This window comes from Cupriavidus sp. 10L45 (genome assembly GCF_056395225.1).
The window spans coordinates 68,729-83,729 of sequence record NZ_JBFTJC010000018.1 but is presented as its reverse complement, the minus strand read 5'-3'; the positions used below and the strand labels follow the sequence as shown (position 1 = coordinate 83,729).

Here is a 15,001-nt window from a genome sequence, read left to right as displayed (position 1 = left end):
GTGGATCGTGCCGGCGTCGATGTCCATGCGCATCGCCGACAGGAACCCGCCCGGCTGCACCACCGTGCCCGTCACCACATTCCAGCCGCCCTGCGCCTTGTACGCATTCGTGCCGATGTCCACCACGTTCGGGCTCAGGTCCAGGCTGCTCGCCTTCACCTGCAACAAGTCACCGGCCGTGATCTGACCGCTGTTGCGCAGTTGCCCGTCGATGTCCAGGCTGACGTTCTGCCCGCTGATCGTGCCGCCGTTGGGCGTCGCCAGCGCCTGGACGTAGCCGTCCGGCAGGTAGACCTGCGGCACCAGCGCGTTCACGCTGCCGCAGGCCGTGCTGGCCACCGTGCAGCGCGGGTCCGGGACGGCCTGCTCCACGTACCAGAGCATCGGCTTGTCCAGCGCGTGCATCTGTTCGTCGGTCAGCGCCGTGCCCAGCGCTATGCTGTGCTCTTTGGCGTAGTCCGCCGCGTTCTTGTACAGCGCCAGCTTCTCCTGGTCATCGACCGAGAGATTGTTCTGGCTGTCCCATGCCAGCCCGCTGACGAAGCTGTCCTGCCCGGTCTGCTGCAACGCGGCCTGATTCAACTTCTGCGATTCGGTGTACGGGTCGTAGTAGAACGTGACGTTGCCCGGCCGCAGTTCCGGCGGCAACTGGCCCAGCAGGCTATCCGGCGTCACGCCGGCCAGCACGCCCGTCGCCGGGTTCGGGTTGACGTATTGGGCACGGCCGCCGGTGTTCGTCGGCGCTGTCAGCGGCGTGCCGTCCGGCTTGGCGTTGAAGTGCCAGTCAACGGTGGCCGGCCCACCCGCCGTGGGCGCGGCAGGCGTCGCCACGATGACTGGGGTGAATTGCCACGGTTCGGTCGGGTCCGGTGTCGGCGTCGCAGGCGGCAGCGAGCCGGCCGGCACCGGCGGCGGGCCGAGTGAAATGACTTGAGTCGGCGCCGATGGCCGCCCGGCCGCCGCCGGTGGCTTGCACGCTGACGTTGCGGCCGCCGCTGATCAACGCGCCGTGGTTGTGGGATTTGCAGAGCCGCGCCTGCCCCCCTAGAACAACTCCCCCTCCCCACCCCCACTCGGCCAGGCCGACCGGAACGCATGGGGATGCATAACGACCCCTGCCGCGTCCAGCTGCGCCGTGGATAGCACGAGGTGGCGCGCCAGCCAGTCGTGGAGGCTGCGCAGGAAGCGGATGTTGTCGAGGTTGTTCGAGGCGGCGATCAGGCGTTCCAGCTTCACGTGGGCCGTGTAGACGTCGAGCAGGTTCAGCATGCGGAGCTTGGCTGGCGTGGCGGCGCTGCGTTCGATGGCCAGCACGCGCGTCACTTGCGCGTTGGAGAGCGCCCCGCCCTGGGCGATCTGCTGGTAGAGGTCTTCCAGCGCCGGGAAGCGCACCGTGGGCTGTACGCGCGGCACGGCGGCCACCTTCTCCATGCGTAGCACCACGTAGCGCGTGGCGGCGTTGCGGCGGGCGAGTTCCTGCTCGGCGGCGGTGGCCTTGCGGCTGCGGCGCGGGGGCGGGATGTCGGTGAAATCGGGGAGGCGCGGCACGGCGTCGCGCTCGGTGTAGTCGGGCACCTGTTCAAGCCAGGCCGGCTCGGGCAGCGCGGCGCGGGCACAGTCGGCGCCGAAGGGGTATTCGTGGCCATCCGGCCCGCGCAGGATATAGGCGTGGCCCTCGGGAAAGCCGTGGTGGCGGCCGCCCTTGGCGCCGCGCGCGTGGCAGCGGGTGTTGGCGGGATCGACGAAATCCTTGCGAACGGGTATCCAGCCGCCGGGCGGGGCCTGCTTCATGGTGACGAGGGGTAAATCCGGGGAACGGGCGCTATTGTCGCACCGCGCGCCCCGCCGCCACCATTTATCGTTACTTCAGCATGAAGGCCATGGCCGAGCAACAGTTCAGCATGCGCACGGCGGCCTGCACGGTGGGCGCCGTAAAGGCCAGCGTCACGCCGTCCACGCGCTCGAAGGTCGGCCACTGGCAGAACAGGTCGGCGTAGGCGGAGGACATGGTTTGCAGCCGGCAGTTGACCGGGCCGGCCAGTTCCAGGCAGCGGGCCTCGGGATGGGCGATGGCATTGCGCGTCACGGCCTCCGCCGCGTGGGCGATGGCATCGCGCGCAGTCGCCGGTGACAGCGTGGTGCCGCTGCCCTGCCCGCCGGCCGTCTTGGTCTGCACGTAGCGCACCCAGGGCATCAGCGGCTGGGTTTCGGCGATGAACACGTCGTCGCCGCTGGCCAGCAGCACGGGCACGTCGAACTCGCCGGCCAGTGCGGCATAGATGCCCGCCTCGCCCAGCTCCAGCCCGTTGAACCAGACCCGTGCGAAGGCGCTGCTGTTGATGGTGTGCGCCAGCACGCCCCGGCCCTGTGCGCGGCTGTGATAGCCGATCATGAACACGCCGTCGCAGTCGTGCTCCACGCCGGCCATCATGCTCAGGTAGCGCGGCTTGCCGAGCACCAGTTGCGCACGCGGGTCGATCTGTTCCGGCAGCAGGTTGCGGAAGCCGCCGTGCGAGTCGTTGACCAGCACCTCGGTGGCGCCGCCCGCGAAGGCGCCCTGCACCGCCGCGTTCGCCTCGGCCGTCATCCAGGCGCGGGCGCGCTCGTACTCGCCGTTGCCAGCGCGCGTCTGCTCGGTGTGGAATACGCCCGCCACGCCTTCGATATCGGCGGAAATCAGAATCTTCATATCAGGTCTCGGAGAGATCCGGCAGCAGCTCGCGCAGCGCCGCGCGGTGGTGGCCGTCGCGGCCGGTCACTGGCTCGGCATGCCAGAGGGCGTGGACGATGGCCTGCTCCACGCTGTCGGCGGCGGCCCGGAACAGCGGGTCGAGCCGCGATTCGTGGACCATCGGCACGGCAGGCATCGGCACATCGGCCAGATGGGGCACGGTGTAGGCCGTGGAAAAGGCCAGCGCGATGTCGCCGGAGCCATGGCCGAAGACCGACCCGGTACGCGCGAGGCCGGTGCCGGCGCGCAGCGCCAGGCGCCGAAGCTGCCGGGCGTCGAGCGGCGCATCGGTGGCCACGACCATGATGATCGAGCCCTTCTCCGTCTCGGTCTTGGCAGCCAGACGCTCGGCCAGCCTGGAACCCACGGCCTGGCCCGCATAGATCAGCGACTCGGCCGTGCCGAAGTTCGACAGCACCATCGCGCCGACGGTATACCCACCCGCCAGACGTGACGCCGTGCCGATGCCACCCTTCACCCCGAACGACGACATCCCACGCCCGGCGCCTACGGCGCCCTGCGCCACCTCGGCCCCGGCAGTCGCCAGCGCCCCGGCGTAGTCGGCTTCCTGCACCGCCATCGCCTGGATATCGTTCAGGTAGCCGTCATTGCATTCGAAAACCAGCGGATTGACCGTGGGCCAGCCGCGCCCGATCTCGGGGTTCTCCGCAATCGCCGCGCGGATCTGCGCCTGCGCCACGGTCCCCACGCTGAACGTGTTGGTCAGCGCGATGGGCGTCTCCAGCACGCCCAGTTCCTCCACCTGCACCAGCCCGATGCTCTTGCCGAAGCCATTGAGCACCACGGCCGCCGCCGGCACCTTGTGGGTGTAGACGTTGCCGGCGTGCGGGCGGATCACGGTCACGCCGGTCTGGCAGGCGCCGTCCGCCAGCGTGCGATGGCCGACGCTCACGCCCGGCACATCGGTGATCGCGTTGCGGGAGCCGGCCGGCAGGTTGCCGACCACGGGGGGCGCGTTGGCGGTCATGCGGGCATCACCGGCGGTCGATCTTCGGATCGAGGGCGTCGCGCAGCCCGTCGCCGAGCAGGTTGAACGCCAGCACGGTCAGGAAGATGGCCAGGCTCGGGAAGATGGCCACGTGCGGCGCGGTGACCATGTCGGCGCGCGCCTCGTTGAGCATCGCGCCCCATTCCGGGGTGGGCGGCTGGGCGCCGAGGCCCAGGAACGACAGCCCGGCGGCCGTGATAATCGACGTGCCGATCCGCATCGAGAAATACACCACGATGGACGACACCGTACCCGGCAGGATGTGCCGCATCAGGATGGTCCAGTCGGACGCCCCGATACTCCTGGCCGCCTCCACATAGGTCAGCCCCTTGAGCATCAGCGTGTTGCCGCGCACCAGCCGCGCGAACGCCGGCACGCTGAACACGGCCACGGCGAAGATCACGTTGGTCATGCCATTGCCGAGGATGGCCACGATGCCGATCGCAAGCAGGATGCCCGGGAACGCGAACAGCACGTCCGACAGGCGCGTCACGATGCGGTCCCACCAGCCCTCGTAGTAGCCCGCCATCAGGCCCAGCACGGTGCCGATGATGGCGCCGATGATGACCGAGAAGAAGCCGGCCGCCAGCGAGATACGCGTGCCGGCCAGGATGCGGCTGAAGATGTCGCGGCCGAGCGAGTCCACCCCCATCCAGTGGGCGGCGGACGGCCCGGCGTTCAGCGCGTCGTAGTCGAAGAAGTTCTCGGGGTCGTAGGGGACGATGTACGGCGCCAACACCGCAATCACCACCAGCATCAGCACGAAGGCGCCGGCCACCAGGGCCAGGTGCTGCTTGCGGAACTTGCGCCAGAACTCGGTCCAGGGCGTGCGGACGGCCTCCGGGGCGGTACTGGGGGATGCTGCCGCGGCGGGCGTGGAAAGCTCAGTCATGCCGGCCTCTTACTTGTAGCGGATGGTGGGATTGATCACGGTGTAGAGCATGTCCACCACCAGGTTGATCAGGATGAATTCGAGCGAGAACAGCAGCACCTCGGCCTGGATGACCGGGTAGTCGCGCATTTCCACGGCGTCCACCAGCAGGCGGCCCAGGCCGGGCCAGTTGAACACCTTCTCGACCAGGATGGAGCCGCCCAGCAGGAAGCCGAACTGCAGGCCCATCATCGTCACGACCGGGATCATCGCGTTGCGCAGCGTGTGCTTGATGACCACCACGGTCTCGCGCACGCCCTTGGCCCGGGCGGTACGCACGAAATCTTCCTGCAGCACCTCGATGAACGAGGCCCGCGTGAAGCGCGCCATCACGGCGGCCACGGCGGCGCCCAGCGTCAGCGAGGGCAGGATGTAGTGCTTCCAGCTATCGGCGCCAATCGACGGCAGCCAGCCCAGTTGCACCGAGAAGACCTCCATCAGCAGCATGCCGAGCGCGAAGGCCGGGAACGAGATGCCCGACACCGCCAGCGTCATGCCGAGCCGGTCCGGCCATTTGTTGCGCCACACCGCCGAGCCAATGCCGATGGCCATGCCGAAGATGACTGCCCAGACCATCGACGAGAGCGTCAGGTACAGCGTGGGCAGGAAGCGCTCGCCAATCTCCTCGGAGACCGGGCGCTTGGTGCGCAGCGAGGTGCCGAATTCCCCCTGCAGCGCGTTGGTGAAGAAGCGCACGAACTGCTCGGGCATCGGGCGATCCAGTCCCAGGTCCTTGCGCACCAGTTCGACGGTGGCCATGTCGGCTTCAGGGCCGGCGGCCAGCCGCGCCGGGTCACCGGGCAGCATGTGGACGAACAGGAACACCAGCACTGCCACGAGCAGCAGTGTCGGGATCACGCCCAGGAATCGTTTGAGGAAGTAATTCAGCATCTGGCTACCAGGAATTGAGACCGCGGGCCACCCGCCCATGCCCCCGCATCTCGGGCGGGCGGCCAACACGGCTTACTGCGTACGACTGTAAGGACGACTTACCGCGACTACAGCTACCACTTCGGCGGCGCTTGGTGGCGCCGTCTTTATATTTGCGCCCCTCCCCCGCAAGCGGGAGAGGGGCGCAAAACGCTTACTGCTTGATGTCGATCTCGTCGAAGTTGAACGAGCCGTCAGGCATCACGTAGGCGCCGCTCAGGCGCTTGGAACGCGCGAACAGCACCTTCTCCGTGATCAGGAACGCCCACGGGGCATCCTTCCAGATCCGTTCCTGGGCGTCCTTGTACAGCCTGGCCTTCTCGGCGCGGTCCGTCGTGCGCAGCGCGCCGGCGATGTCCGCATCGACCTGGTCGTTCTTGTAGTACGCCGTGTTCAGCAGCTTCGGCGGCATCGATTCCGAGGCCAGCAGCGGGCGCAGCGCCCAGTCCGACTCGCCCGTCGACGACGACCAGCCCACGTAGTACAGGCGCACGCCGGCGTCCTCAGGCTTCTGCACCGACTCCACGCGCTCCACGCGCTGGCCGGCTTCCAGGGCCTGCACCTGCGCCTTGATGCCCACCTGTTGCAGCTGCTGCTGCACGAACTGGATCACCTTCTGCGCCGTGGTGTGGTTGTAGGCCGACCACAGCGTGGTCTCGAAGCCGTTCGGGTAGCCGGCTTCCTTCAGCAGCTCGCGCGCCTTGGCCGGGTCATACGGCCACGGGCCCAGCTTCTCGGCGAAGTCCACGCCCGGCGGCACCACGCCCTGGGCCGGCACGGCGTAGCCGGCGAAGGCCACCTTGGCCAGCGCTTCCTTGTTGATGGCGTAGTTGATGGCCTGGCGCACCTTCGGGTCATTGAACGGCTTGACCTGGGTGTTGAACGACACATAGCGCTGGATGATCGACGGACCGTCGATCAGGTCCACCTTCGGGCTGGCCTTCAGCACGGCGGCCTGCTCGAACGGAATGCTGAACGCGAAGTCCGCCTCGCCCGTCTGCATCACGGCCGAGCGGGTGTTGTTGTCCACCACCGGCTTCCAGGTGATGGTGTCGATCTTCGGGTAGCCCGTCTTCCAGTAGCCGGCAAACTTCTTGCCCTTCAGGTAGTCGGTCTGCTTCCATTCGACGAACTCGAACGGACCGGTGCCCACCGGGTGGAAGGCGATTTCCTTGCCGTACTTCTTCAGCGCGGTCGGGCTGATCATCACGGCCGACGGGTGGGCCAGCACGTTGATGAACGGCGAGAACTGCTCCTTCAGCGTGATCTTGACCGTGGCCGGGTCCACCACCTCGGTCTTGGCCACGCGGTTGAACAGCGTGTAGCGCTTGAGCTTGTTGGCCGGATCGGTCACGCGGTCCAGGTTGGCCTTGACGGCGGTGGCGTCGAAGGTGGTGCCGTCGTGGAACTTGATGCCCTTCTTGAGCTTGATCGTGTAGACCAGGCCGTCCTTGGTCACGTCGTAGCTGTCAGCCAGCACGTTGACCAGCTTCAGGTCCTTGTCGAAGCCGAACAGGCCCTGGTAGAACGACTTCACGGCTGCCTGCGACAGCGTGTCGTTGGCATCGTACGGATCGAGCGTGGTGAACGTCGAGTACACGGCCATCACGGCGTCCTTGGCCGCGAACGCCGGGCTGGCGCCCAGCATGCCAATCGCGCTCATCGCCACGGCGCCGGCGATCAGGCGCGGCGAAACCATACGGGTAGACATATTTCTCTTCTCCTGTTGGAAAAAATCAGTACTGCGTGATGACTAGACTCAAGACTTGATAAAGGCTCAATACGCGCCGCCAACCGGGTGCCGGGCCACGAAGTGCCCGTGCGCGCCGCTGCCGGCCACCGCCACCAGTGGCTGCACCACCGGCTCGTCGCCCACTGCACGGATCGGGCTGGGGATTTCATCAGAAAGCGGCTCGCGCTTCACATGGCGGCGCGCCGGATCGGCAATCGGCACCGCCGACATCAGCTTCTTCGTATACGGGTGCTGCGGATTCTCGAAAATCGCGCGGCGCGGGCCGATCTCGACGATCTGGCCCAGATACATCACGGCCACGCGATGGCTCACGCGCTCCACCACGGCCATATCGTGGGAGATGAACAGGAAGGCGACGCCAAGCTCGCGCTGGAGGTCGAGCATCAGGTTCACGATTTGTGCCTGAATCGACACATCGAGGGCGGACACCGATTCGTCGGCCACCACCACCTTGGGGTTCAGCGCCAGCGCCCGTGCAATACAGATGCGCTGGCGTTGGCCGCCCGAGAACTCGTGCGGATAGCGCGAGGCGTGGGCGGGCGTCAGGCCCACCTTTTCGAGCAGCCACGCCACGCGGGCTTCGGCTTCGCGGCCGCTGGCCACCTTGTGCACCAGCAGCGGCTCCATGATCGAGTAACCCACCGGCACGCGCGGATCGAGCGAGGCGAACGGGTCCTGGAAGATGAACTGGATATTGCGGCGCAGCGCCTGCAGCGCCGGGCCCTGCATCTGGCTGATGTTCTGGCCGGCGAACTCGATCGTGCCGCTCTGGGCATCCACCAGACGCAGCAGCGAGCGGCCCGTGGTGGACTTGCCGCAGCCCGATTCGCCCACCAGCGCCAGCGTCTCGCCCGGGTACAGGTCGAAGCTGACCTGCTCCACCGCATGCACGCGGCGCGTGACCCGGCCGAACAGGCCGCCCGGGACGTCGAAGCGGGTGACCAGATCACGCACGCGCAGGATCGGCTCGGCGCCGGCGTGGACGGTGTCCTGCGGCACCTCGGCCTCGGGCGCGGCCACGTCGTTCACCTGCACCAGCGGGAACTTGGCCGGCAGATCCTTGCCGGACATCGCCCCGAGCTTCGGCACGGCGGAGAGCAGCGCGCGCGTGTACGGGTGGGCCGGCGCGTGGAAGACCTCGTCGGAGGTGCCTTCCTCGACCTTCTCGCCCCGATACATCACCAGCACGCGGTCGGCCACCTCGGCCACCACGCCCATGTCATGGGTGATGAAGACCACGCCCATGTCCATCTCGGCCTGGAGGTTGCGGATCAGCTGCAGGATTTCGGCCTGGATGGTCACGTCCAGCGCCGTGGTCGGCTCATCGGCAATCAGCAGCGCCGGCTTGCACGACAGCGCCATGGCGATCATCACGCGCTGGCGCATGCCGCCGGAAAGCTGGTGCGGGAAGCGGTCCAGCACGCGGCGCGCCTCAGGGATGCGTACGAGTTCGAGCATGCGCAGCGCCTCGGCGCGCGCGGCGGCCTTGTTCTTGCCCTGATGCAGCCGGATCGATTCGGCGATCTGCTCGCCCACCGGAAACACCGGGTTCAGCGAGGTCATCGGCTCCTGGAAGATCATCGCCACGTCCGAGCCGCGCACGGAACGCAGGGCGGCATCGGGCGCGCGAGCCAGGTCCAGCACCTCGCCGCCGCGCCGGCGCAGCAGCATGCTGCCGTTGGCGATCTTGCCGCCGCCATGCTCCACCAGCCGCATCAGCGCCAGCGACGTGACCGACTTGCCCGAGCCGGACTCGCCCACCACGGCCAGCGTCTCGCCGCGATCGACGTGGAAAGAGAGGTTGCGCACGGCCTCGACGGTCCGCTCCGAGGTGGCGAAGCGGACGGACAGGTTGTCCACCGCGACGACGCGTTCAGGGGGAAGTACGAGGTTTCGATGCGTAGAGGTGTTGGCCATGCGACTTGTCCGATGTGCTGCGATTGCTGCGTTCTACTGCGATTTGCTACGAAAGACTTCGAATTTGCGGGGCTGCGGGCTGACGACGATCAACCGTAGATCAGCACGCTGACAGGCTCGCCCACGCGCGCCACGCCGCGGTACATGCCCTCGGTGTTGAACGGCAGCGTGACGTTGCCCTGCCGATCCACGGCAATCAGGCCGCCCCGGCCCTGAATGGCGACCAGCTTCTCCATCACCACGCGGCGCGCCGATTCTTCCAGCGACAGCCCGGCGTAGCGCATCTGCGCGGACACATCGTGCGCGGCCACGGTGCGGATGAACATCTCGCCGGTGCCGGTGGCGGACACGGCCGCCACGTCATCGGCATAGCAGCCGGCGCCGAACACGGGCGTATCGCCCACGCGGCCCACCTGCTTGTTGGTCACGCCGCCGGTAGAGGTGGCGGCAGCCAGGTTGCCCTGGGCGTCGCAAGCCACCGCGCCCACCGTGCCGAACTTCTTGTCCGGATCGATCGGATCGGTGCCAGCTTGCGCCGCCTTCGCTGCCAGCGCCGCCGCGTCGTGGTCGAGCAAGGCCATGCCGGTGCTCGCCTGCGCGCGCTGCCACTGGTCGTGGCGGGCCTGCGTGAAGTAATAGTCGGGGGAGACGAGTTCGAGCCCCTGCGCCTCGGCAAACGCCTCGGCGCCGTCGGCGGCGAACAGCACGTGCTCGCTGTGCTCCAGCACGGCCCGCGCGGCCAGCACCGGGTTGCGCACGCGCGTCACGCAGGCCACGGCGCCAGCGTTGCGCGTGGCGCCGTCCATCACGGCGGCGTCCAGCTCGAACGTCCCGGCGTGGGTCAGCACGGCGCCCTTGCCGGCGTTGAACAGCGGGCAGTCCTCAAGCAGGCGCACCGCTTCGGTCACGGCGTCGAGCGCGCTGCCGCCCTCGGCCAGCACGCGTTGGCCGGCCAGCAGCACCTGCTCCAGCGCAGCGATGTATTCGCGTTCACGGTTGGCATCCATGGCGGCACGGGTAATCGTGCCGGCGCCGCCGTGGATGGCAATGACAGCCTGGGTCATGACAGCTTTCACTCAGTAGATTCGGAAGATTTCGAGGTGCCCCGCTCGCGCTGGCCCGCACCGGGTGCGTCGTAGAGCCAGGGGAGCAGGAATTCGGTCATCTCGGCCGCCGCCTTGACGGAGCGCGCCGAGCGATAGGCCACGGCACCGCACAGCGCTTCGATCAGCGCGAGCACCGTGGCATCGGAATTCGCGGAAAGACGATTGCCGGCGTTGGCATACAGCGCGATATCGGCCAGCGGTGCCAGCGGCGAGGTCGGGCCATCCGTCAGCGCCAGCAGCCTGCCGCGATGGGCCTTCACGCGCTTGGCCAGCACCATGCTGTCCGTCACATATCGGGGAAAGGCGATGGCGATGACCAGGTCTTGCGGCTGGAGCTTGAACAGTTGCCGCGCCGCGTGCGACGCGCCGCCCACCGTCGACACCGACGTCACCATGCGGCAGTGCATCTCCAGCCCGTGCTGGAGCAGGCCGGCCAGGAAGCCGCTCGCCCCGAAGCCCATCACATAGACGCGCTCGGCGGCGAGGATGGCATCGACGGCCCGCTCGCAGGCCTCGGCATCGAGCGCGCGGCGCGTGGCTTCGAGGTTGCGCGCGCCGTCGTCCAGCGCGGCGGCGAAGACCTCGGCCACCGTCGTCGGGCGGGCCAGTTCGTCGCGCAGGCGCTCCACCGGGGCCAGCGTGGCCTCGAAGCCGCGCACGAGTTCGGCGCGGAACTGCGGATAGCCTTCGAAGCCGAGCGCCCGGGCAAAGCGGTTGGCCGTGGCCACGGACACATCCACGGCCGTCGCGAATTCGTCGATGCGCATGGTCGCCGCGCGGAACAGGTTGTCCAGCACGTACTGCGCCATGCGCTGGTGCGCGGGCGTCAGCGTGGGCAGGCTGCGGGCGATGCGTTCGGAAATCGACTGGCCTTCGGGCATGTCTGGGGAAAGAACCGGTTCAGGGCGCCGCGCGCACCATCCCGGAAAGTCCTTTGATGAAAAGGCACTTTCCCGGTGCGGCGGTCTATGTAAATAAATTTACACGCAAACCCCGTACCAGGAGAACCTGGAAGTGACGAATTAGGGGAAATCCCTGAATACATGGATGCGGACATGGGGCCCGGGGCCGGCTGGCGCCCGCAAGACCGGCCACCGGGCGCGCTACAATGCCGGCCTGCCCGCCTCCTGGCGTGTTCTTCGCCTTATCTCCCAGTCCTCGTGATCCGAATCGACCAGCTAGTCCTCCAGCGCGGCACCAAGGTGCTGTTCGACCACACCAGCGTGACGCTCAACCCAGCCGAGCGCGTCGGCCTTGTCGGCGCCAACGGCAGCGGCAAGTCCACGCTGTTCGGCATGCTGCGGGGCGAGCTGCACCCGGATGGCGGCGATGTCTTCGTGCCCGCGCAGTGGCGTATCGCGCACGTGGCGCAGGAAACCCCGGCGGTTGACCGCTCCGCGGTGGACTATGTGATCGATGGCGACACCCGGCTGCGCGAGATCGAAGCGCGCATCGCCGCCGCCCAGGCCAGCGGCGACGGCAGCGCCGAGGGCGAGGCCCACGCCGCCTTCGCCGATGCCGACGGCTACACCGCGCCGGCCCGCGCCGAAGCGCTGCTGCTGGGCCTGGGCTTCACGTTGCCGCAGGTGACGCAGCCCGTGGCGTCGTTCTCGGGCGGCTGGCGCATGCGCCTGAACCTGGCCCAGGCGCTGATGTGCCCGTCCGACCTGCTGCTGCTCGACGAACCGACCAACCACCTGGATCTGGACGCCATCGTCTGGCTGGAAGACTGGCTGGCGCGCTACCCGGGCACGCTGGTGATGATTTCCCACGATCGCGAGTTCCTCGACGCGATCTGCAACGTCACGGTCCATATCGAGAACCAGCAGTTGCGCCGTTATGGCGGCAATTACACCCAGTTCGAGACCCTGCGGCTCCAGCAGATGGCGCTGCAGTCGTCAGCCTACGCGCGCCAGCAGAAAGAAATCGCGCATCTGGAATCGTTCATCAACCGCTTCAAGGCTAAGGCGACCAAAGCGCGCCAGGCGCAGAGCCGCGTCAAGGCGCTCGAGAAGATGGAGCGGCTGGCGCCGGTGCACGTGGCGGCCGGCTTTGCCTTCGAGTTCCGCGAGCCCGATTCGGCGCCGAACCCGATGATGGTGCTCGAGGGGGTGGATTGCGGGTACGCCGAGGCCGAGCCGCCCGTGACCATCCTGCACAACCTGGCGATGTCGATCCAGAACGGCCAGCGCATCGGCCTGCTTGGCGCCAACGGTCAAGGCAAGTCCACGCTGGTCAAGACGCTGGCCGGCACGCAGGCGCCGATGAACGGCACGCTGCGGCTGGGCAAGGGGCTGGTGATCGGCTATTTCGCCCAGCATCAGCTCGAAACCCTGCGCGACCACGATTCCCCGCTCCAGCATCTGGCGCGGCTGGCGCCGGACGTGCGCGAGCAGGAGCTGCGCGACTTCCTGGGCAGCTTCAACTTCCGGGGCGACATGGCGACCGCGCCGATCGAACCGTTCTCGGGTGGCGAAAAGGCCCGGCTGGCGCTGTCGCTGATCGTCTGGCAGAAGCCCAACTTCCTGCTGCTGGACGAGCCGACCAACCACCTGGACCTCGACACCCGCGAGGCCCTGACCATGGCGCTGGCCCAGTTCGAAGGCACCCTGATCCTGGTCTCCCACGACCGGCACCTGCTGCGCGCCACCTCGGACCAGTTCATGCTGGTGGCGGACGGCACCATCCGTCCATTCGATGGCGACCTGGACGACTACCGTGACTGGCTGCTCCAGCAAGCCGCCGCCAAGCGCAACGCCGCCACGGCCGCGCACGCCTCCGAAGCCGCGGCGGACGCCGGCGCCAACGTCAACCGCAAGGACCAGCGCCGCGCCGACGCCGACGAGCGCCAGCGTCTCTCCGTCCTGCGCAAGCCGCTGACCAAGGAACTCGAAAAAGTCGAAAAGCGCATGGCCGCGCTCCACACCGACAAGACCGCCATCGACGCCTTCATGGCCGACGAGACCAGCTACGCCGAAACCAACAAGGCCAGGCTGATGGAAATGCTGAAGCGCCAGGGCGAAGTCACCAGCGAACTGGAACAGCTGGAGGAGCGCTGGCTGGAACTGCAGGAACAGATCGAACAGATCGCGTGACGACTCGGAAATTGGCGAATCGAAGTGCCGTTTGACCGGCGTCAGCCGCGCTCATCGCCAATTGCCACACGCTTCCTCCTCCGCTTCTCATCGATTTGGGCGGCGGCTGCTCGATCCCACTTCGGGAGCGAGCACTGATGGAAGGAGAATCATGCGAACAATTGCTTTGATCGTAGGCCTGTCCTTTTCTGCCAGCGCATGTCTGGCGGCGGGCCCAGTCCCGCGCATGACCGGCGAAGAGCTGGTAGAGCGCTTTAACAAGAGTGCAGCCGCGCCCTGGACAGAGCGCAATAATGAGTTTCTCTCAGGCTACCTTGCCGGCGTGGCGGACGCTTCGGTCGGCAAAGACTGGTGCGACACCACCAGGGTCAAGACCATTGAAATCGACTCGGATGTTCTTGAACAGCTCCGGGGTCTGCGCCCCGAAAATCGGAGAACGAACGCCGCGCCTCTCGTTGTCAGCGCGCTTAAGAAGAAGTTCCCTTGCCCTCCAACGAGGAACGCAAGATGAGACCTTTGTTCTCGATTTTGAAGAGTCACTATCCAAGCGCAGAGACGGTTCCAAGGCACGCGCTCTACTCTGAGCTCGGCTGGGAAGATCTGATTTCAAAGCCCGAGTATGTAAATACTTGTGCCGTCAGAGTGAGTCTGGCGCTCATCAGGTGTGGCGTTTCCCTTCGAGGCAGATTTGCCATCAAAAAAGGCAAATACAAAGGGAAACTCATCGAACCCGGGCAAGCCACTCGCGAAAATGCTAGCGGAGCCCGGGTACCTCGGCTCCCCAGAGAAATTTGCCCGCGCTGACGCGGTCCAATCTATAGGAAGCCGGCGCGGGATTATCGCGTTTTGGAGTATTCCGGGCTATATGAACGACCGGGGTGGGCATATCGACCTCGTGGTCAGCGCACCACAGATATGCGGATCGGGTTGTTTCTGGAATGCATCAACAATATGGTTCTGGCCTCTGCCGTAACCTTCTCAGCAATGGCAACGGGCTGGCACCCGCCAGCCCTTCCCCAATCTCACCGGTAATTCTTCTCCCGCCGGATCAGCCCCACCGCCAGCGTCACCGTCAGAATCACCAGCCAGATCAGTGACCATGCCGGGATCGAGATGCCGAACAGGGGCGGCAGCGGCGCGGTGCACAGGCCGTCCGAGAAGAACACCTGGGGCAGCAGGCGCGCGGTGGGCAGTGCGTTGACCCAGTTTTCCAGCGGATCGATGCCGCACGAGGACTTCGGGTTCAGCAGCAGGGAGACGTGATACCCCGCCACCGCGATCCCGGCCACGCCCGACAGCATGCCCAGCCCCTGCCACAGCGTGCGCGTGTTCTGCGCCAGCGCGGCCAGCAGGGAGAACAGGCCGATGCCGACGAAGGCGAAGCGCTGCATGATGCAGAGCGGACACGGCTGGTAGCCCTCCACGAACTGGAAGTAGAGCGCGGCGCCGAGCATCGCGAACGAGAGCACGGCGATCAGCAGGAAGTAGGCACGGGAATTGGCTTGCATGGGGGTCCGGGACGGAAGAGG

At 67.0% G+C, this 15,001-nt stretch carries 12 protein-coding genes and 1 pseudogene; 2 read left to right on the top strand and 11 right to left on the bottom strand.

Translation table 11 applies throughout. The features are described 5' to 3' along the window. The 10 genes and pseudogenes from AC1DFU_RS26045 to AC1DFU_RS26000 all read right to left on the bottom strand — a co-directional run. Nucleotides 1-831: pseudogene (locus AC1DFU_RS26045) on the bottom strand (hemagglutinin); the annotation flags it as partial. A 213-nt stretch (nt 832-1,044) separates the two neighbouring features. After that, nucleotides 1,045-1,791 (bottom strand): hypothetical protein, encoded by a 747-nt coding sequence (locus AC1DFU_RS26040; protein ID WP_092289323.1) that lies wholly within the window; start codon nt 1,789-1,791, stop codon nt 1,045-1,047. A gap of 70 nt (nt 1,792-1,861) precedes the next feature. After that, on the bottom strand, nt 1,862-2,689 hold the full coding sequence (locus tag AC1DFU_RS26035; protein WP_441593602.1) for a M55 family metallopeptidase: 828 nt from the start codon (nt 2,687-2,689) through the stop codon (nt 1,862-1,864). A gap of 1 nt (nt 2,690) precedes the next feature. After that, nucleotides 2,691-3,719, bottom strand: coding sequence for a DmpA family aminopeptidase (locus tag AC1DFU_RS26030; protein WP_092289327.1), 1,029 nt, complete (start codon nt 3,717-3,719; stop codon nt 2,691-2,693). Between the two features lie 7 nt (nt 3,720-3,726). Continuing rightward, the gene (gene gsiD / locus AC1DFU_RS26025) at nt 3,727-4,632 is read right to left on the bottom strand and encodes a glutathione ABC transporter permease GsiD (protein WP_092289329.1); all 906 of its coding nucleotides are present in this window, start codon (nt 4,630-4,632) and stop codon (nt 3,727-3,729) included. 9 nt (nt 4,633-4,641) lie between these two features. Then, entirely contained in the window at nt 4,642-5,562 is a 921-nt protein-coding gene (gene gsiC / locus AC1DFU_RS26020; protein WP_092289330.1) for a glutathione ABC transporter permease GsiC, read from the bottom strand. 193 nt (nt 5,563-5,755) lie between these two features. After that, entirely contained in the window at nt 5,756-7,312 is a 1,557-nt protein-coding gene (gene gsiB / locus AC1DFU_RS26015) for a glutathione ABC transporter substrate-binding protein GsiB (RefSeq protein ID WP_092289332.1), read from the bottom strand. Nucleotides 7,313-7,378: 66 nt separating this feature from the next. Further along, nucleotides 7,379-9,271, bottom strand: coding sequence for a dipeptide ABC transporter ATP-binding protein (locus AC1DFU_RS26010; RefSeq protein ID WP_441593601.1), 1,893 nt, complete (start codon nt 9,269-9,271; stop codon nt 7,379-7,381). A gap of 89 nt (nt 9,272-9,360) precedes the next feature. Then, on the bottom strand, nt 9,361-10,335 hold the full coding sequence (locus AC1DFU_RS26005) for an isoaspartyl peptidase/L-asparaginase family protein (RefSeq protein WP_092289336.1): 975 nt from the start codon (nt 10,333-10,335) through the stop codon (nt 9,361-9,363). Between the two features lie 8 nt (nt 10,336-10,343). After that, nucleotides 10,344-11,258, bottom strand: a complete 915-nt coding sequence (locus tag AC1DFU_RS26000) for a MurR/RpiR family transcriptional regulator (RefSeq protein ID WP_441593600.1) — start codon at nt 11,256-11,258, stop codon at nt 10,344-10,346. A gap of 279 nt (nt 11,259-11,537) precedes the next feature. Between AC1DFU_RS26000 and AC1DFU_RS25995 the strand changes: the two genes are divergently transcribed. Both AC1DFU_RS25995 and AC1DFU_RS25990 read left to right on the top strand, forming a co-directional pair. Further along, on the top strand, nt 11,538-13,472 hold the full coding sequence (locus AC1DFU_RS25995) for an ATP-binding cassette domain-containing protein (RefSeq protein WP_092289339.1): 1,935 nt from the start codon (nt 11,538-11,540) through the stop codon (nt 13,470-13,472). Nucleotides 13,473-13,623: 151 nt separating this feature from the next. Then, the gene (locus AC1DFU_RS25990; RefSeq protein WP_441593599.1) at nt 13,624-13,983 is read left to right on the top strand and encodes a Rap1a/Tai family immunity protein; all 360 of its coding nucleotides are present in this window, start codon (nt 13,624-13,626) and stop codon (nt 13,981-13,983) included. Between the two features lie 511 nt (nt 13,984-14,494). On the opposite strand, the gene AC1DFU_RS25985 is transcribed toward AC1DFU_RS25990, so the two are convergent. Then, complete coding sequence (locus tag AC1DFU_RS25985) at nt 14,495-14,980, bottom strand: disulfide bond formation protein B (RefSeq protein ID WP_092289341.1); 486 nt, start codon at nt 14,978-14,980, stop codon at nt 14,495-14,497. Nucleotides 14,981-15,001 lie beyond the last annotated feature (21 nt).